Genomic DNA, 20,361 nt, shown 5'->3' with positions numbered 1-20,361 from the left:
TAAAATAGATTCTTATGCAAAAGTCATTTATGAGTATTTCTCTGGTGGTAATAGCAATTTCTATGTTAGCTATGTTTATATGCAGCTTCTTCGCTACTAAATAAAAAAGTAAAATATGAAGACGGCTATCAAACTTGTATTAATAGACCTTGTCATTGCGCAAATTGTTGCCCCTGTCCTGATTATGATTCCTTGTACTATCTATTTGTTAGTAACCACAGGAAATTTAGATAAGGCTGTTCTGACACAAACAATTATGATTCCGGCGCAATTGGCCGGTCAGATAATGATGGGTATCTATCTGTGGAAGGCCGGCTACATCAGCACAAAGAAAGAGACCTGGTCACTTGTGTCCGCTCCTTATCTTTTAGGTAGTGCAGTGGCAATCCTTACCAGTGGATTTGTTGTTTCTTCATTAATGAGTTTGCTGGATTGGATACCTAATATCATGGAGCAATCTTTCGATATCCTCCAATCCGGCTGGGGAGGGATTCTTGCAATAGCAATCGTAGGCCCTGTACTTGAAGAATTATTGTTCCGGGGAGCAATCACCAAAGCTTTGCTCCAACAATATAATCCGACCAAAGCAATTCTTATTTCGGCACTTCTATTCGGTGCCTTTCATATAAATCCCGCACAGATACTTCCGGCATTTCTGATCGGTATCCTGTTGGCATGGACTTATTATAAAACGGGTAGTCTGATACCTTGTATATTCATGCATATATTAAATAACTCCTTATCAGTATATCTCAGTATCAAATATCCCGAAGCGGAGAATATGGATGACCTGATTAGCGGTACACCGTATCTTATTATTCTTATCGGTGCAATTGTCATACTGGCAGGAGTCATTCCATATATGCAACGCATGACCTCTAATAAGTAGAGGTCATATCTTCAGGAACACAAATATAAAAGTCTGCTCTTCCTTTATTTTCTTCATCTAATTGGTCTATACTTTCCTGACGGACTGAACAGACAGTTTTAATCGTTGTCCCCGGACGATATTGAAGCAGATAAGGAATTATTCCTCCTTTAAAATCAGAATGGTAGTTCCCGTTAAAATGCAGGAATTTATCCTTTATATTATGAGCTATAAACCAGCCCATTGTTGCATCTTTGATAGCTTGCGCCTGTGCCAAATATTCCTGATTGCCTTTACTCTTACCCATCATCTGCATTAATGCAAAAGCACCACCTTCTTCTTCCTTGTAGGTAAACTGAATAGGAAGAGGCGGCAAGTATCGCTTTGCTTCATTAGATAATGAATCCAAATACTGTAAGCCATTATCTTTTACAACATTAGCATAGCGTCGTGGTACGTTAGTTGCAATAAATGGAATTTTATTCTCTTTTGCGAAAAAGACAAATGGAGCATAATCCGTACTATAATTATCCCACAACCGGGCTTCTGCCTCAAATCTGTCATAAGAAATCGCGCGACTCATGTATTCATCCAAAATCAGCTGATTATCCGCCTCAAGCATTTCAGCTCCCAACATCAGTTTTTCCTTATGAATAGCATATAGCGAACGGGTTATTTCATATTCCAGCCAATGAGTAATACAACAATTATGAATCTCGCCTATAAACACGACATCCGGTTGTGCCAACGCTTCAATAAGCTCATCATAGCCTATCTCCTTGCCTTCGGCATTAAACAATGTATATGCTCTCTTGTATCCTTTCTGAGCAAAGGCCGCTACTCCTATAGAACACAAAAGCAATAACCCACAAAATCTTGAGAAAAATAAATTATTCATATTTTTGATGTTTTCCAATATATAACAATACAAATTTATCGGGATTCGTAAAATGCTTAAATGCTTTCTGAATATCCACAGTGGATATGCTATTGAGACATTGTTCATATCGCTCAAAATCAGCGACAGACTCACCATTCTTCAGCAAATTCACAAGATTAGTACGCCATTCGGCAGAAGCCTCATCCGAAAGCACTTTTCGTTTTGTAACCCAAAAAGACTTTTTCAAAGTTTCCAATTCCTCTTCGCTCACTTTACTTGTACGAAGCTCATTTATAATCTGCTTTATAAGCTCCTCCACCTTCTTCGTATTTACGAAATCAACAGAGGCCGACAAATCAAAATAAAAGACTTGTTGTGGCAGCCCATTATAAAATAAAGAAGCGTATGGAGAATAGACTATATTCTCTCCTTCACGCAAAACACTTAACAAGCGGTTTTGCAAGATATCACGCATCAATTTCAGTGTAAGGCTATTTTTCAAGGAAGGCTGATAATTTCCACAGAAAACATAATCAAAGATAGTCTGCGTATCATTATCATTCGGAAATTCTTCTATGTAAGTTTTCTTAGGGAGCTTAAACGCTTTGTTGGGATAAGACACTGTATTTACTTTCGGCATACGTCCGAACGTCGCAGTTAACAATTCTTTGATGCTATCCGTATCAAACTTTCCTGTTACTACGAATGTCATTTGCGACGGATTGCTGTATAATGAACAATAATAATCTGCAATCTTATCCAGATCCAATCTTTCCAGATCCATTTTTGTTAGAGCCGGACGAGGTACCGTATTTCCCATTAGAGAATCCAGGCGGTTTGTCAACATACGATCAGAAGCACGTTTCATCATTTGTTCCAATACACTTTCCTTCCCGAAACGCTCCATTTCATCTTTACGAATCTCATCAAAATCCTCATAGCAAAGCTCCGGACGACACATCTTCTCGTACATCAAATTAAAGAGTTCTCGTGCTTTGGCAGCAGGAGACATTCCCATAATATCATGCCAATAATTACTGATAGCAATATTCATAGATATTTCTTCCTGTTGCATAAAAGAAAATAGAGTATCATAAGGAATACAAGCTACCCCTCCCATTTCCATATAACCTCCTGTCCCTTCATATAAAGGATAATCTTTATCTGATAAATCTGCTGTCCCTCCTCTTCCAAAAGCTGTCACAAAAATGGATTGACTTTCATCATTTGTCGGACGGAGAAGAATACGTAAGTCATTTTTCAGAATTACTTCTGTTATGTTAAGGTCTGCGTATTTCTTCTCACTAACTATATCTGAGGCCTTAAAAGGATAACTCTCAACCAGGCAAGCAGGTGTCACTACTCTTTCTTCTTTCACATCTTTACGTACATACGTAAAATCTTTCAACGGGTTCTTAATACCTTCATCCCATGCCTGAACAACTTCTTCTTTTTTAAGAGAATTTTGTTTACCTGCATTATTACGATAAGCCACCAATAAGGTTTGATCTTTGTATGAAAGCCACTCACGCAAAAGTTGTTGCAAAGTAGCGCTATCAGTCGCCCGTATCTTGTCCGCCAACTGTTTCATTTCACTATCTGACTGAATATAACGGTCGTCGGATATCACATAATCAACAAAATCATCACACCATTTAGAAGATAATTGAGTTGAGTTATCTACTTTCAAACGCCTCAGATGCTCATTAATAGCATCCTCCACTTCTTCCTGCTTAAAGCCGTTTTTCTGAATAGACTCCATTTCATTAGACAGTTCGGATACTTGTTGCAAGAGATTTGCCTTATCTACCCCGGAAAAAGCAAAAACAAAATGATTCTTATCAGAAAGAAACCATGCATCAGAAACATTGCACCGGATATTCTGGTATTTCAACCGGTTACTGATAGCACGTATCAATAAAGATCCGAGTTCCTTCTGATAAATACTGCCGATTGTATTACCAATCACACAAGGATGAGGAATCATCAGCTCCAACTCTGAACTACGCTCCAGATCATCCCCAATTTCATATAACTCAACTCCCGGGTCATAAGTCAATGGATAAGTACGATAGCCTTTGACTTCTTTACGAGGAATAGATGAAAACATTTCCTTGATTTGTTTTTCAATAGATTCCGGATCTACATTACCAACCACAACTACGGTAGCCATCTGCGGAGAATACCATTTTTTATAGAATTCAATCAACGTCTTACGGTCAATACTACGAATATCCTCGGAACTTCCCAACGGCATACGCTCCGTGAAATGGTTCTTTCCGATTTTTAATGCATAAAAATCATCCCCCAAGTCATATCCGCGCAATTCTTCCAAAATAACGCCCCGTTCCTTCTTCGTCCGCTCTTCTTCGAAAGTGATTCCGCTCAGCCAATCTTTCAAAATCAATAAAGTTTTGCTACTAACTTTATGGTCAGTTTTATCCATAGGCACTGTCAACATAAAGATCGTACGATCATATCCGGTTACCGCATTTATATCACGTCCAAACTTCATGCCCAAAGTTTCCAGATAGTCTACCATTCCCCTGCCAGGAAAATGTTTACTACCGGCAAACGACATATGCTCCAGAAAATGGGCGGCTCCTTTTTGCTCTTCCGACTCTTGAACAGAACCGATACGCATCACTAACCGGAATTCTGTTGTGTGAATCGGCGCCTCGTTAGGAAGGATTAAATAATGTAACCCATTAGCCAAGGTCCCTTCAACTGTATTAGGAGGTAAATTTACTTTTTTCTCCAAATGAGAAGCTTTCTGTTGTGCAAGCATATTCACGGGAAGTCCTCCTAATAGAACTGCCAAGAATAGAAAAACTTTAAACTTTGTCTGCTTAAACATGAATGGTCGTTTTATATATTATATTTATTCATTTAATGTATAAGTCACGCGAATCTGAGTATACCCTAACGAATTAACATGATCCCAAGGGAATTGAAAACTAAAGGTTTTCTCATTAAACATTCCTTTCGGTTCAATCCAGTCTGAAGGTTCATTCTCCCAATTGTCTTCATCAATAGACGAATACACTAAACAAACTGGATTTAAAGTTATTCCTTCCTCTATCAAATCACTAACACTCGCTTCCACCATATTATCTCCCTCCTGAACTAAAATCGTACCACCTTCGTCAGCCATTTTCTTCCAACGCTCCCAAGCGGTAAAAGAATATTCAAAAGGCAATGATTCTATTTCTTCATCCCAAAGATTTAAAGTCGGGCCTACGAATGAAAAAGTACCTTCATCCGGCAATAATTCCAAATTATCAAGAACTACACTAAATACTTCCTTACTCATGTCATAGCCAATCGCCTCCATCATAGAGACATATTTACTTCCTTCAAAAATCCAAAATTCATTCTCCACCGTTTCTTTTCTGTATATTTCCCACAAAAATGAAGTTATTCCCATTGGATTATCAATCATCTTAAGTATCGGACGATCTGCAGTAGCATTCTCACTCAATGTTATCATACTCTTTCCTTCAAAGGAGCGAGTCTCCGTATCACTAAATACTCCAACCTCATCTGCTGGGAAAGTCACCTCTACGCGACAGCTTACTTCACCCATAAAGCGATTAAGATTAAGCCTGTACTTCTCCATATAGCCATGAACAAACTCAATCTGTTGTTCGGTCAAGTCCGGCAAGGTTGGATTTGGCCTTACAGTCAGTTTCAATTCATTCCATGGTTGCATACGTTCGTCTGTATAATCCTTTACCTTTAAAGTTATCATCCTTTGGTTATTCAGCAAACTCTGACGATTGGAAAGTACCTTGAAACGCGCCGTCTTCTCTCCCGCCTTTATTTGTACTGCCCCATTTTCCAAGCGCAAAATATCATCTGCATTATCCAACAATTCGAAATTAATTACAGCATCATTTTCTACGGAAGTAGCCAGAAGTACATCAACAGTAATTGCACGTTCATCACTTTCCGAAAGTGCAGGATCATCGGAAGTACTCATTTGTATATAATTGCGTCCCTTATAAGTATAATCAATGTTGTTACTACAAGCTATAACAATCCAGGACAGACAAATCAAAAATATGAATAAAGAATAATATTTGTATTTCATAATCTTCTTTGTTTTTAAGATAGAAAAATTATCTATTCAGAGGCCACCCCTCATTTTGAGTCATATTCTCATTATATTTATATTCAGAACGAGGAATAGGAAAACACCAGCGATAATCGCTACTCTCAATTTTTACATCTTCACTGCTCCCCCATTTCGCTAACCGGGAAAGGCTTCCAGAATGTAAACGTTTCAAATCAAAATACAGTATACCTTCACCCGCAAATTCTTTCATTTTTTCCAGATGAATAGCCTGCAGCAGTGCATTACCTGTCAGTCCCTCATCAAGAGTCGTGGCTTGACAAGCTGCCAAATATTCATTCAATTTCCGAATTGCGACATCTTCTTTACCCACCATCCGACTATAAGCCTCGGTAGCTATGAAATAAGCTCCGGCATAACGCATTATATTTATATATTGTATACTTTCTGAATCCTTATTTACTTTATTATATTTACCTAGCAAATTCCTTTGTTCTCCTTCCATTTCAAAAGGATAAACATTGTATGTCTTCCGTATATCTTCCTCCCCATAAACAATCTGAGGATTCAAAGCGAAATAATCACCACTTGTTTCATTAAACTGAATGTCCGCATAATAACTCTTTGCTGTATAAAACGCAAAGATACGCTCCTTGCAAGAAGCAGTTTCCCACAAACGTTTATATCCCGCAACAGTAAACATATCATCTGTTGCCTGCTCTAATATTTTCTCTGCATAAATCGCAGCCTGTCCATATTGTCCTGCATATAATTCCAGTTCAGCAAGCAAATAATAAACCGCTGTTTGAGATAACCACCCATTTCTTTCCGGATCATTCTCCGTATCGGCCGCCTCTGTCAACAATGTACGGATAGCAGATACACAATCTTCAATAGAAGAACGTTTTGGAAATTCAAGTCCCAAACGTTCTTTCAAAACAATGCCATCAGCTTGCGGATCTTTGTCATAAGCTGGTGCAAACAACCTTAGCAAATTGAAATAACAAAGAGCCTTCAATGCTTTGCACTCACTTATTATAGCTGCTTTTGCACTCTCCTCCGAAGCATTCTCCAATACGATATTATCCACCCGTTCAAGCAAAGTATTGCAAGAAGCAATTGTATTATAATATTCCAGCCAGATAGTCTCCGCAAAAGAAGTTATAGAGTTATCCTGCCACAAATAAAGATTCTTCTGACTCATATCCTTTCCTGTAATAGACGTTTGACAAAAGTCATCACCTAAGATAGAAAGTTCATATTCATAGTGCGGATATAGTAAATAAGCAGATGTCAGGAGCGAACGGGCCGTGGAAACATTAGTAATAGCATCAGGATCCGAATACTGGTCAGCAGGAGGAATATCAAGTGAACAAGACGATACTCCCGCTAAAATTCCTGATATGGCAGTAAATATATAGATGAATTTCTTTATCATAATCATTATTCTTTAAAAAGTCAGACTCATATTGAATGTATAAATAGGCTGCATACTACCCGCCAATGTACCACTTTCCGGATCCGATTCCTTATATGAGGTCCACGTAAACAAATTAGAACCCTGAAAAGCAAGCGTCGCATACTTTACAAACGGTAATGTCTTTCTTAAGAAATGAGGTGGCACTCGGTAACGAAGAGAAACCATAGAGAGCTTCAAATAATCACTCTTACCTACTGTCAACGAGTTCGGGTATTGGCTTAAATTGTCTTCTGCTACAGCAGATGTGTAAAAAGGAGTCGGATAAACTTTACCTTCATCTCCCGGTTTAAACCACATTTTATCTGTTTGTCCAGCAACAGCATTTTTATTTGAATCATCTTTATCACGCACATACGAATAGTTAAATTGGTGGATACCACCGTGTACATAATAGAAATCCATATCCAAATCGAATGATTTATAAGAAAGCGATAGTCCAAAACTTCCGCTATATGGAGGCGTAGAATGACCCAATGCTACCACATCTTCAGCAGTCAATGCTTCACTTGCTTGTTTTTCCTTATTACCTTTCACCAGAAAAACAGGATAACCAGTCAAAGGATTAATCCCCAGAGAAGAAGGTCCGTAAATCATATCATACGACTTACCCACCTCATAATCAGGAAGCAATGCTTCTTCAGAGGTATATATTCTATCAGCATAATAAAGATCAATAACTTTGTTACGGTTATAAGCTATATTCCCCCGCAAACTAAGCAACCAATCGTTTGTATCCAACACTTTCATATTCACTCCAAATTCGAAACCTCTATTCTCAAGTATTCCTATATTACGTTTCAATGTAGTATATCCAGTAGAAGACGGAATCGGAACATCCAACAACGCTTGTTCGGTACGACGGTTGTACCAACTCGCCTCTAAAGTGATACGATCAAACAGACCTATATTAATTCCTGCATCAATAGACTTAGTCTGTTCCGGTTTCAGATCTTTATTATAAAGCCCCATTAAGTCAAGTGGACGCTGGTCTTCATAACTGTTAGTAGAATAAGCAAAAGTGGCTACTGTTGAAGAGACAGAGACGCCATTCAAATTGGCAGTATATCCATAAGAAGCTTTTAGGTTCAGACGGGTTAAAACGGGGTTATCCGACAGAAATTCATAATAACTAGGAGTCCAACCAATCCCCACTGCCCAAGCACTGTTCCAGCGTTTGTCGGAAGGCAAAATAGAGGAAGCGTCAGTCTTATAAGTACCATAAAGGTCATAAATATTATCAAAAGTATACCCGACAACAGCACCAAATCCCAACTGGGCATTTTTATCTTTCAACGCCCCCACTTCAGCTTTACGCGTTCCTTGAATAGATTGATTGATAGCAGCCGCAGATTTTATAGTTCCAACCCCATAACCAGTAATAGAAACATTATCCAACTGCGTCAGGTAATAATCTATATTAGCACCTAACGTCAGATTATGTTTCCCTGCATATACATTATTATAAGTCACACGAACATTAGTAGAAACATTGGTTGTCGTATTCTTTGATTTTGAATAAATACCACGTTGAATCTCAGGAACTCCCGTTGTCATTTCCGAATATGCAGTAGAAGGAGTAAATTGTTCTGTCTCGTCCAGCAAAAAATCCAGGCCGGCCACTGCCGCCACATCCAGTCCAGGTAATGGGTTCAAAATCAAACTGCCACTAATACCGGCTGTCTTTGCCGCATCTTCCTGACTGTACTGATTCATCAAATCATTGTAGGTACGTCCCGGATAAGAAACTAATTCGCCACTATCTTTTGTTTCATAAGGATTCAGTTCATAAACCAGTTGAGTAGGGTCCGAGGTTGTACCATTCGGTGTATTTGTCTTAGCATATCCCCCATTTACACTTAGCAATGCATAACCGATATGTCCCAATTTCTGGTCCATATTCATGCGCAAACTCATACGCCGTTTATCATTACCCGGCAAACGCCCTCCCTGTTGAGTATAGTTAGCAGAAACATAATAGGTTGTCTCTTCACTTCCTCCACGAATACTGACATTATGTTTCTGATAAAGACTATTCCGGATAAGTTCATGGAACCAGTCGGTATTAATATTCTTCAATTCATCCAGTTTTTGTTGTCCTGCCGCTATCAGTTGTGGCAAATTCGGATCATCAGCATGATATTTATTATAATAATCTGCACTATATCGGTAACCGGGAGTTTCTACATTTTGCAAACGACGTTCCAGTTCCAGCTTTTCTACAGAATTCATCATAGAAATTCCCCGACGGCCACGAGTAGTTATACCCATATCCAAAGTATAGGTAACCATTGTTTGTCCGCTAATTCCACGCTGGGAAGTTATTTCCAGTACCCCATTAGCAGCTTTTATACCATATAAAGCACAAGCAGCCGCATCTTTAAGTACCTTGATTTCTTTAATATCTTGAGGGTTCAGATTATAAAAAGTTTCCGAGCTTATGACCTTTCCATCCATTACATACAGTGGCTCATTGGTTGTGTTTCCCCTTCGTAAAGAGGAATTTCCCCTGATGCGTATCTCAGGAGCAGAACCCAGTTCTCCTGTATTTGTTACAATCAGCCCCGGTACAGATCCCTGCAAAGCCAAGCCCATATCAATCATCGGCTTACTATTAATACGCCGCATATCGACTTCTTGCACTACACCGGAACGAGCACGAATATCTATCTCGTTAATATTGGCTTTAGCAGTCACAACAACCTCATCCATATTATTAGTGTCGTCCGCCAAAGTTACTTCCAGCTTAGTCTGACCTTTATAAGTGATAGTTTTACGCCGCATACCAATAAACGAAAATTCAATTGATACACCTTGCTCCCATTTACCTGCTAGCACAAACTCTCCTTTTTCATTGGAGACTGTCCCATAAGGAGTATTTTTTACTTTAATGTTTACACCAGCCAAAGGCAAGTTCTGAGAATCATATACGTGTCCGGTTATTCGGTTTTCCCTCACTTGAGCTTGTACTAACATATAGAAAACCATACAAAACCAGAACAGGATTACTCTTTTCACATAATTTTTCATAAGCTCGCGTTTTATTCACTTTTTTGCAAAAAAACAAATAAAAAAGCAAAGTATCAAACGAAACTTATTATATTATATATTTTTAAACATTGGGCAAATAGACAGATTTCTTACTTTTTTCTAAATAAAACAACAGAAAAACTAGCAAAAAACTTCCATAAACCTATGTACAAGCTTTCCTGAATAAAATCTATAATTTTATAAAATTTTCACAAGATCAACAAGCATATCATAAAAAAGGGAAGTTCTCACTTCCCCTCTTTTGCTTTGAATGCCAATGCATACATTCGTATTTGTTTGACCATGGACAACAACCCATTGCTACGTGTAGGTGACAGATGTTCTTTCAACCCTATCTTATCTATAAAATAAAGATCAGTATTCAAGATTTCATCAGGAGTGTGTCCTGAAAGGACTTTTATCAGCAAGGCAATAATTCCTTTTACAATCAAAGCATCACTTTCCGCCTTAAAAACAATCTTACCGTCTACCTCGTCCGCTTGAAGCCATACTCTGCTTTGACATCCTTCAATCAGATTCTGTTCCGTCTTATATTTTTCTTCAAGCGGTTCCTGCTCATTTCCCAAATCAATAAGTAGTTGATACCGATCCATCCAGTCATCGAAGTCACTGAACTCTGCAATCACTTCGTCTTGTAATTCATTAATTGACATATATATAATTGCTATTTACAAATTTCTAAATACTCTAAATAACAAGGAGATTATTTTTCATTGTAGATTACTTCCAATACAGTCTGCCCGACCGCCTTCAGTGTATTCCTGTCTATATGCTCCATATTATCATTGATAGTATGCCAGGTCGGGGTAAAACCACCTTCCGGATCGGAAGCAATAATATCGATCGTTTTAATACGTGCCAGGCGGTTGATAAACAAATGGTCATCCGTCACCCCTCCTCCGTCTTCATCAATGAACATTTTGCCATATCCCAATTTCTTGGCTGCTTTCCACACCTTTTTATTTATATCCGGCGCAAATCTCTCAGAATATGATTCTTTCAGGAAAACCGTATTTTCGCCACCTACCATATCAAGCAGGATACCAAAACGAGCATTATATCCCTGTACATGAGGGTTACGCGCCCAGTATTGTGCACCCAGACACCATGATTCTTCATTATCCTGGTCATGTGTACCATAATCTTCGGCATCAAGAAAAATAATGTCAATACCAAGTTCCGGCTGCCGTTGATTGACCAAACGGGCTATTTCCAACAGAGCTCCTACTCCGCTTGCACCATCATTCGCTCCCAGAATCGGAGTCTTGTGATTCTTTTCGTCAGGATCGTTATCGGCCCACGGACGTGTATCCCAGTGGGCAAATAAAGCGATTCTTTTTTTACTTTCCGGCTTATAAGAACCGATAATATTTCGCGCTTTCAACAAAGTACCGTTATAAGCAATCAGATCGGCATACTGATCGGTCACCTGCGCACCGAAATCTTTTAATTGCTTAGCCAGATAATTTCCACAAGCTACATGCCCCTTTGTATTAGGAACACGAGGACCAAAATCTACTTGATTCTTTACATACAGATAAGCACTATCTGCATCAAACTGTGGTACATTCACAACTATCTTTTCGTTTTGTTCACTTGTACTATTTGCCTTATTGCCACCTCCGCAGGAGAATGCTGATAATAACAAAAAGGCACTTACCAATACTATCATAATTTTCTTTTTCATCATCCTCTTTTCTATTAAAGTCTCAAAATTAGTCATTTTCATCACAGCATTGTTCAGATGAAATAGATTATTAACAAATAAACTTTAATTCTACATTTTTCTTTCCAACCGTAAACTCTACTTTTGCTCCGTTTATAAGCGGCAAATTATGAGTAACATGCCCTACAGGAAAATTAAAGCAAACGGGGTAATCATACTCTTTTACCAAATCCGCCAGAGCAGCATACAACTCTTTGCCCAGCGAACAATCTTCTTCATATTCCGTAAACTGTCCGACAATCAGTCCAGATAATTTTTCAAGTACACCGCCCAATTTTAGATTATACATCATGCGTTCAATGGCATGAGGTCGTTCGCTGACATCTTCGATAAACAGCACAGTTCCTTCTGCCGGAATATCATAAGGAGTACCGCGCAAACCGTAAGCTACCGCCATATTCCCCCCACGAAGAACCCCCTGCGTACTGCCCTGCTTATTCAACTTATGTTTCTCACAAGTATAAGAAGGCAAGTTTCCGAACAGGATATCTTTCAAATAGTTTGTACACGGATCATCCTCCGGCTCTACCGCAAGATGACGTGCCATTAACGAATGCAACGAAGCATATCCGTTTTTCTGAAACAGATTGTGCAATGCAGTAATATCACTGAAGCCCAACAACCATTTCGGATATTCACGAAATGCCGTAAAATCAATCTTATCTATCAGATGTACAGCTCCATATCCTCCACGACTACTAAGGATAGCTTTCACTTTCGGATCATCCATTGCATCCTGCAAATCTTTCAGACGTTGGCTGATCGTGCCGGCATATCGCCCGGATGAACCTCCGGCGTGCTTTCCCATAACAACTTTCACCCCCCATGATTCAATCCGTTTCTTGGCACCTTTCAGGAATTGTTTGTCTATCTTACTGGAGGGCGATACGATAACTACTTTATCACCTTTCTGCAAAAAAGGAGGAAATTGAATATCCATATATGTTCTTATTTTTTTGACTTCCGTTGATAAAAATGTACCCAGTCCACTTCCATTTCTACCGGAAGATCTTCAGGACCGACCGCTCCGACCCACGAGCCTCCCAATTGCATATCAATCAGCAGGTAAAAAGGCTGGTTAAAAGGGTATTGCCCTTCTTCTTTTGTTTGTATACGAGGATAGGTAAACGTATGCATATCATTGATATAAAATGAAAGGCTGTCCGGATACATTTCTACTGCGTAAACATTGTACCGGTCAGGATAAATAGGTCCCGTGGAATGAGACTTGGGATTTTCTGTGATGCCCAATGTGTAGGTATAATGAGAATGAACAGTCTGATAAGCAATTGAATCGTTATTCAAACGTTCCATAATATCAATTTCGCCACCGGACGGCCATGCCGCTTTTTCGGGTAACATCCAGATAGCCGGCCATGCCCCTTTCGCAGCATTCAACTTGGCACAAATTTCAATACGCCCGTTTATAAAAGCCTTCTTGCCTTTTGTATAAACACCGCCCGTCAAATAAGGAGCCGTGTCATTGGGCTGAACCTGATTGACGATACCTCTCAACACCAGTTTGCCTTCACGCATTGCATAACAAGAATCAAAGTCAGTCATGTAATTATTCCAATCCGACTTTCCTCGTGGAATCTTACTCCACACCTTTGAATCAAAATTCTTTTTTTGATTAAAGTTTTCTTTCCAGACCAAGGACCAACCTTCAGGAACCTTCGTCGTCTTGCACGAAATGAACAGCCAACAAAGGAGGATTAAGCTAACAAAAAATAGATTTTTAAACTGTTTCATGTCTTTTTTATTTCATTGGGGGATTCATTTGCAAAAATACAGGAAAAAACGATTCCATGCATATCTATCGACCAAAACAAATAAAATATAGCAAAATGTTACATAATGGATGTAATTTTTCGGATTGCAATCGCTATTTTCTCAATCCTTTTTCTGATATTTGCTAAAAATCTAACGTTATGGAACCTATTCAAAGTTTTGCCCAATTGACGGCTCATCTCAAAAAACTAAATCATAGAAAACGGATTGCCGTAGTCTGTGCCAATGATCCTAACACGGAATATGCTATTACCCGCGCATTGGAAGAAGGAATTGCGGAGTTTCTGATGATCGGAGATTCGGCTATTCTGGAAAAATATCCTACACTCAAACAATATCCCGAATACATAAAAATCATCCATATAGAAGATTCGGACGAGGCAGCACGCGAAGCGGTACGCATTGTCCGTGAGGGAGGAGCAGATATTCTGATGAAAGGAATTATTAATACGGACAACCTGTTGCACGCTATACTTGACAAAGAAAAAGGATTGCTTCCGAAAGGGAAAATTCTTACGCATCTGGCGGTAATGGAAATTCCAACGTATCACAAATTACTTTTCTTCTCGGATGCTGCCGTTATTCCGCGTCCCACTTTGCAACAACGTATAGAAATGATCTGGTATGCTATATGCACGTGCCGCCACTTCGGTATTGAACAACCACGTATCGCCTTAATCCACTGTACGGAAAAAGTAAGCGCCAAGTTTCCCCACTCACTGGATTATGTAAATATCGTGGAACTTGCCGAAGCCGGAGAGTTCGGAAATGTAATTATTGACGGCCCGCTGGATGTACGTACCGCCTGCGAGCAGGCAAGCGGCGATATTAAAGGTATTGTATCTCCTATCAACGGACAAGCGGATGTGCTGATATTCCCCAATATAGAATCGGGTAATGCATTCTACAAATCTGTGTCCCTGTTTGCACAGGCAGAAATGGCGGGTTTATTGCAAGGACCGATCTGCCCAGTGGTACTTCCGTCTCGTAGTGACTCCGGCTTGTCCAAATATTATAGCATGGCAATGGCTTGCCTGCAAGTCTCAGGAGACTGTGAATGCAGAAAACAAATAAATCAAGTCCCCAATAATTCATAATTCAAAAATCAATATTGATGAAAATTCTAGTTATCAATCCCGGCTCCACTTCGACGAAGATTGCAGTATATGAAAATGAAACTCCGCTACTGGTCCGTAATATCAGCCATACAGTAGAAGAATTATCCGTTTATTCACAAGTGGTAGACCAGTTTGAATTTCGGAAGAATCTGGTACTCCAGGAGTTGGAAGCCAATAAGATACCTTTTGACTTTGATGCAGTCATCGGACGCGGAGGACTGGTAAAACCGATACCGGGTGGAGTATATGAGGTAAATGAAGCCATGAAACGTGATACGGTACACGCCATGCGCACTCATGCCTGTAACCTTGGAGGATTAATTGCAGACAAACTTGCTTCTTCCTTACCCAATTGTCGTGCTTTCATTGCCGATCCGGGAGTAGTGGATGAACTGGAAGATATAGCCCGTATCACAGGCTCACCGTTAATGCCCAAAATTACAATTTGGCATGCCTTGAACCAGAAAGCAATAGCACGCCGCTTCGCCAGAGAGCAGGGAACACAATACGAAGACCTTGATTTAATCATCTGCCATTTGGGAGGTGGTATTTCTATTGCAGTTCACCGCCATGGACGGGCTATTGATGCAAACAATGCGTTGGACGGCGAAGGCCCTTTCTCGCCGGAACGTGCAGGTACACTGCCTGCCGGTCAACTCATCGACCTTTGTTTTAGCGGACAGTTCACCAAAGATGAATTGAAGAAGCGTATTTCCGGACGTGCGGGACTGACAGCTCACTTGGGTACTACCGATGTACCTGTGATTATCAAATCCATAGAAGAAGGAGACAAAAAAGCGGAGTTCGTATTGGACGCCATGATTTATAACGTAGCAAAAGCAATAGGTGGCGCCGCTACTGTACTTTGTGGGAAGATAGATGCTATTCTCCTGACAGGAGGGATTGCTTACTCCGATTATGTCATTTCACGACTCAAAAAACGTATTTCTTTTTTAGCTCCGATCCATATTTATCCCGGAGAAAACGAAATGGAATCATTGGCTTTCAATGCGCTAGGGGCATTGAAAGGAGAACTTCCGATACAAATTTATAAATAACACAAACTTCCCATTCTTGAGTTTCACCGTTTTTATCGTATTGATAAAACGCTGATAATCAACACAAATCAATATGCTTCTATCACCCTCAAAGCAAATATATGGAAAAAAACACCTCAACTATTTTTTGCCTTAACGCCCTCTTTCTTTTAAAGGAGGGAGTATTTTTAATAAAAGGGAGCGAAGCCCCCTCGACTTCACCCCCTCACAATCTTTCTCCTCTCATTTCCTAATACACGGAGAAACACGTTTGAATCAAAAAAAGTTACACCTATAATTATAAACTATTCATCCACCTTTAAAGCTCCGGCAGGTCTTTATTTCCGGTCTTATTCACCGGCGAACCGTCAGCGTTTACTTGAATAGAACCATCGCCATTGCAAACAAAAGCATTTCCATAAATATCTCCTAGCTTGCCACCTTCTTTAATACACATCCAATAGGCTATTGAGAATTCCTCCTGCCCGTAAGAGAACTGGGTATGGGATGCAGAGAATATTGCCTTCCATTACATAATGAATACCTGTGCCTTCAAAAGCTCGGTCCAAAATTTCGGATACCGACTGATTGTTGGCAGCTACATTAACTACCCGTTTTACATCTACTGTTTTTTTGTTGTAGACAAACAAATAGTTGGTCTGTGACTCTATTTTAGAGAGTAACTCACTTACTTTCAGCGTTGAGTGGGGAATGCTGATTTTTACACTCTGAGAGTATCCATTCTCACAATAAGCTTGAAATGTTACGAACAGAAGAAGGAATAAAGTGATCTTCATTTGGGCAAAAAAGCCCTTTCAAAGAAATTTTTCTCATATCTTTGCAACGTGTTAAGTTAATAAATTGATTAAGGTCGATTTTTGACTGTTTCGAATCGGAAAGTATGGGGGTACTTTCCGATTCTCTTTTAATGAGATGCTATTGACTGTTATTCATAATTGTTATGCTTTTAAGGGTTAGTACTAATTTAAGGTATATATTTAGCGTGAGCTCATTTCTTTATTTTATAAAGATACTGTCTTTTTCGGCACTTATGGAGTAAATAAACGAATGATCTTTCTGAATTACTTTCAGTACGTGTTCCACCCCATCCTGATCTTTAAACTTACCCGTGCAACGATAATTCAGTACTTTCGGATTCTCCACAACGATCTTCACTTTATAATATTTCTCCAGTTTACCAAGCAACAGGTTAAAAGGAGTATCATCAAAACAGTATAAACCATCTTTCCAACGGAGATAATCAAAATCAGTAAAACGCTCCTTTCTGAACTTTTCGTCCCAGAAAATAAAAACCTCGTTCACCCCCAGACGTGTAAGCGAATGTTCGCTGCCTTTCGCATAGATATCGACAATACCTTCAAGCAAAGTAGTTGTAAATTCATTGCTACCCCGGTAAGCACACACATTAAAATGTGTTTCCACTACTCTCACCTGATTAGTTTCCGTATTTACATAGAATGGGATTTCTTTATTTTTCGCCACCTCGAAGTAAGCTCCTCCGTCTAGTTCCACATTCCTCTCATTCCGTCCGAAATCATGGGAGTATGTTAATGTAGGCTGTGCATTCAGCCATACTTTCGTACCGTCTGCCAAAGTAATCTGTGCTCGCTGGCCAGCAGGCACTGTCACTGTCTGCAGATGCGCTGTATTACCATAATGATACTCCTTGAATAAAAAAGCACAACTGATTGCTACTACTATAACGGCAGCTATACGGGCACTCTTACCTTAACATAGGTAAGATATGAGTACCCACAGCCACTTTCTCTCCCTTATTGTTTATTTTGGTATTGGTGAAAAGGGCAATATCGAACAACATATGTTCTTTCTGCAATGTCCGACGGTTTTCCTCCGATTCATTCACCCAGTTAAGAATACATTTTTCTTCCTCAACAGTAGTGTTACCCTTAAAATATTTATGTAATAACTCAACGGAAACTTTTGCAGAAAAGCAAAAGTTTAGACAAAAAAATAACCCGACTTCTAGTAATCGGGTTATTCTATATTATATTAAAACTGTCACTTTTTTACTTCTTTTCCGGTCTTGGCAACAAAACCTTTCTAGAAAGTTTGAATTTACCGGTTTTAGGATCAATATCAATCAATTTTACATCAATTTCGTCACCCTCTTTAATTCCGGCTTCTTCCACTGTTTCCAAACGTTTCCAGTCTATTTCAGAAATGTGCAGCAAACCGTCCTTACCCGGCAAAAATTCGATGAACGCACCGTAAGGCATGATAGAACGAACCTTACCTTTGTACACTTCACCCACTTCGGGAACAGCAACAATTGCCTTGATCATGCGCATTGCATCGTCAATACATTTCTTATTAGTACCTGAAACTTCGATACGTCCCACACCTTCTGTTTCTTCGATAGTGATGACAGCACCGGTCTCTTCCTGCATACCTTGAATTATTTTACCACCAGGACCAATCACAGCACCGATAAATTCTTTAGGAATTGTCATGGTTTCAATGCGGGGAGCATGTTCTTTCAAGTCTGCACGCGGTTCAGCGATTGTTTCAGCAATCTTATCCAAGATGTGCATACGCCCTTCCTTAGCCTGGTTCAATGCACGTTCCAAGATTTCATAAGACAGACCGTCTACCTTAATATCCATTTGCGTAGCAGTAATACCATCTCTTGTTCCAGTCACCTTGAAGTCCATATCTCCGAGGTGGTCTTCATCACCGAGGATATCAGACAATACTGCATATTTATCTTCACCTGCATTCTTAATCAGTCCCATTGCAATACCTGATACCGGCTTCTTGATCTTCACACCTGCATCCATTAATGCCAATGTTCCGGCACATACGGTAGCCATAGAAGAAGAACCATTAGATTCGAGAATTTCTGAAACAACACGTACTACGTACGGATAGTCAGCAGGAATCTGTCCTTTCAAAGCGCGCCAAGCCAAGTGGCCATGACCAATTTCACGACGACCTACGCCGCGTTGTGCTTTTGCCTCACCAGTGGAAAAAGGAGGGAAATTATAATGTAACAGGAAACGTTCTTTTCCGTGTTCCAATACATTGTCAATAATCTTTTCATCGAGTTTTGTACCCAGTGTGACAGAAGTCAGTGATTGAGTTTCACCACGAGTAAAGATAGCAGATCCGTGAGGACCGGGTAGGTAACCTACTTCACACCAAATCGGGCGAATTTCGGTAGTTTTACGACCATCCAGGCGTTTGCCTTCATCAAGAATAGAACGGCGCATTGCTTCTTTTTCTACATCGTGATAATAGCGGTCGATCAAAGCCGCTTTTTCTTCCAGTTCCTCTTCTGAGAACTGAGCCTTAAACTCTTCACAAATAGCTTCGAAAGCAGCAAAACGTTCATGTTTATTGTTATTTCCGGAAGCAGCAACAGCATAAGCCTTGTCATAACAAGCTTCACGAACTGCCTTACGCAAGTCTTCGTCGTTTACCTCATGGTCATATTCACGTTTTACGGTTTTGCCAACTTCTTCAGTCAACTCCATCTGAGCTTTGCAATGTACCTTAATTGCTTCGTGAGCCACTTTCATAGCCTCTAGCAATTCTGCTTCGGATACTTCGTGCATTTCGCCTTCTACCATCATGATATTTTCATAAGTAGCAGCCACCATAAGGTCCATATCAGCTTTTTCCAGTTGCTCAAAAGTCGGATTGATTACAAACTGACCGTCAATACGCGCTACACGCACTTCGGAAATCGGTCCGTTAAATGGAATATCTGAAACAGCAAGTGCTGCAGAAGCTGCAAGTCCTGCCAATGCGTCCGGCATATCTACACCATCTGCTGAGAAGAGGATGATATTTACATATACCTCTGCATGATAATTGTCGGGGAATAAGGGGCGGAGAGCACGGTCAACAAGACGGCAGGTCAGGATCTCATAATCAGAAGCCCGACCTTCTCTTTTGGTAAAACCACCGGGGAAACGGCCGAATGCCGCAAATTTTTCTTTGTACTCTACCTGTAAAGGCATAAAATCTGTTCCGGGAACTGCATCTTTAGCGGCACAAACAGTAGCCAACAACATGGTGTTTCCCATGCGTAGCATTACAGAACCGTCTGCCTGTTTTGCCAACTTTCCCGTCTCGAGTGTGATGGTTCTTCCATCAGGTAACTCGATCGTCTTAACAATTGGGTTAATCATAAAAATTGTTTTATCTATACTTTTTCTTTCAAAATTCCTGCAAAGATATACATTTATCGTGGTAATTAGGTGGAAATGAGCTAAAAAGTTAGTTAGTAACTGATTTTTTTTCTAAATTAGGATGAAGAACACTGCAAAATGCTTTGACTAATCTCGAAAAGAC

General features: G+C 39.8%; 14 protein-coding genes and 2 pseudogenes. 3 read left to right on the top strand and 13 right to left on the bottom strand.

The genetic code is table 11. The features are described from left to right. Positions 1–115: 115 nt before the first annotated feature. A complete protein-coding gene (locus tag BHV72_RS16455; RefSeq protein ID WP_022041376.1) occupies positions 116–889 on the top strand; it encodes a CPBP family intramembrane glutamic endopeptidase in 774 nt (257 codons plus the stop codon). Here BHV72_RS16455 and BHV72_RS16450 read toward each other — a convergent pair. The 9 genes from BHV72_RS16450 to BHV72_RS16410 all read right to left on the bottom strand — a co-directional run bounded on the left by BHV72_RS16450 (position 879) and on the right by BHV72_RS16410 (position 13,829). Then, the gene (locus tag BHV72_RS16450; protein ID WP_005675535.1) at positions 879–1,766 is read right to left on the bottom strand and encodes a ChaN family lipoprotein; all 888 of its coding nucleotides are present in this window, start codon (positions 1,764–1,766) and stop codon (positions 879–881) included. The genes BHV72_RS16455 and BHV72_RS16450 overlap by 11 nt on opposite strands. After that, on the bottom strand, positions 1,759–4,605 hold the full coding sequence (locus tag BHV72_RS16445; RefSeq protein WP_005683010.1) for a M16 family metallopeptidase: 2,847 nt from the start codon (positions 4,603–4,605) through the stop codon (positions 1,759–1,761). Before BHV72_RS16445 ends, BHV72_RS16450 begins: the two co-directional genes overlap by 8 nt. A gap of 24 nt (positions 4,606–4,629) precedes the next feature. Beyond that, entirely contained in the window at positions 4,630–5,841 is a 1,212-nt protein-coding gene (locus tag BHV72_RS16440) for a DUF4929 family protein (RefSeq protein WP_005675533.1), read from the bottom strand. Between the two features lie 28 nt (positions 5,842–5,869). Next, a complete protein-coding gene (locus BHV72_RS16435; protein ID WP_122295804.1) occupies positions 5,870–7,261 on the bottom strand; it encodes a RagB/SusD family nutrient uptake outer membrane protein in 1,392 nt (463 codons plus the stop codon). Between the two features lie 12 nt (positions 7,262–7,273). Beyond that, positions 7,274–10,330 carry a SusC/RagA family TonB-linked outer membrane protein gene (locus tag BHV72_RS16430; protein ID WP_005675529.1) on the bottom strand — a complete coding sequence of 1,019 codons (3,057 nt, stop codon included), beginning with the start codon at positions 10,328–10,330 and terminating at the stop codon, positions 7,274–7,276. Between the two features lie 248 nt (positions 10,331–10,578). Beyond that, on the bottom strand, positions 10,579–11,004 hold the full coding sequence (locus BHV72_RS16425) for a SufE family protein (protein ID WP_005675528.1): 426 nt from the start codon (positions 11,002–11,004) through the stop codon (positions 10,579–10,581). Positions 11,005–11,054: 50 nt separating this feature from the next. Beyond that, a complete protein-coding gene (locus BHV72_RS16420; RefSeq protein ID WP_122265054.1) occupies positions 11,055–12,038 on the bottom strand; it encodes a M20 family metallopeptidase in 984 nt (327 codons plus the stop codon). 70 nt (positions 12,039–12,108) lie between these two features. Then, positions 12,109–13,017, bottom strand: a complete 909-nt coding sequence (locus BHV72_RS16415; RefSeq protein WP_005675526.1) for a S66 peptidase family protein — start codon at positions 13,015–13,017, stop codon at positions 12,109–12,111. An 8-nt stretch (positions 13,018–13,025) separates the two neighbouring features. Further along, positions 13,026–13,829, bottom strand: coding sequence for a glycoside hydrolase family 16 protein (locus BHV72_RS16410; protein WP_022041373.1), 804 nt, complete (start codon positions 13,827–13,829; stop codon positions 13,026–13,028). A gap of 179 nt (positions 13,830–14,008) precedes the next feature. On the opposite strand from BHV72_RS16410, the gene BHV72_RS16405 reads away from it, so the two are divergent. Both BHV72_RS16405 and buk read left to right on the top strand, forming a co-directional pair. Further along, positions 14,009–14,965, top strand: a complete 957-nt coding sequence (locus BHV72_RS16405; RefSeq protein ID WP_005675524.1) for a phosphate acyltransferase — start codon at positions 14,009–14,011, stop codon at positions 14,963–14,965. Between the two features lie 17 nt (positions 14,966–14,982). Continuing rightward, positions 14,983–16,044 carry a butyrate kinase gene (gene buk / locus BHV72_RS16400; RefSeq protein ID WP_005675523.1) on the top strand — a complete coding sequence of 354 codons (1,062 nt, stop codon included), beginning with the start codon at positions 14,983–14,985 and terminating at the stop codon, positions 16,042–16,044. A 298-nt stretch (positions 16,045–16,342) separates the two neighbouring features. On the opposite strand, the gene BHV72_RS16395 is transcribed toward buk, so the two are convergent. The 4 genes and pseudogenes from BHV72_RS16395 to pnp form a co-directional block, all read right to left on the bottom strand. Next, the gene (locus tag BHV72_RS16395) at positions 16,343–16,480 is read right to left on the bottom strand and encodes a hypothetical protein (RefSeq protein WP_005675522.1); all 138 of its coding nucleotides are present in this window, start codon (positions 16,478–16,480) and stop codon (positions 16,343–16,345) included. 61 nt (positions 16,481–16,541) lie between these two features. Beyond that, positions 16,542–16,820, bottom strand: a pseudogene (locus BHV72_RS16390) (STN domain-containing protein); the annotation flags it as partial. Positions 16,821–17,040: 220 nt separating this feature from the next. Continuing rightward, a pseudogene (locus tag BHV72_RS16385) lies at positions 17,041–17,974 on the bottom strand (FecR family protein); the annotation flags it as partial. A gap of 97 nt (positions 17,975–18,071) precedes the next feature. After that, complete coding sequence (pnp, locus tag BHV72_RS16380) at positions 18,072–20,198, bottom strand: polyribonucleotide nucleotidyltransferase (protein WP_005675516.1); 2,127 nt, start codon at positions 20,196–20,198, stop codon at positions 18,072–18,074. Positions 20,199–20,361: the final 163 nt, after the last annotated feature.

Source organism: Bacteroides sp. 43_46 (genome assembly GCF_001915455.1).
In the GTDB taxonomy this organism is placed as follows: Bacteria; Bacteroidota; Bacteroidia; order Bacteroidales; family Bacteroidaceae; genus Bacteroides; species Bacteroides caccae.
This window is presented reverse-complemented; position numbering and strand designations above follow the sequence as displayed.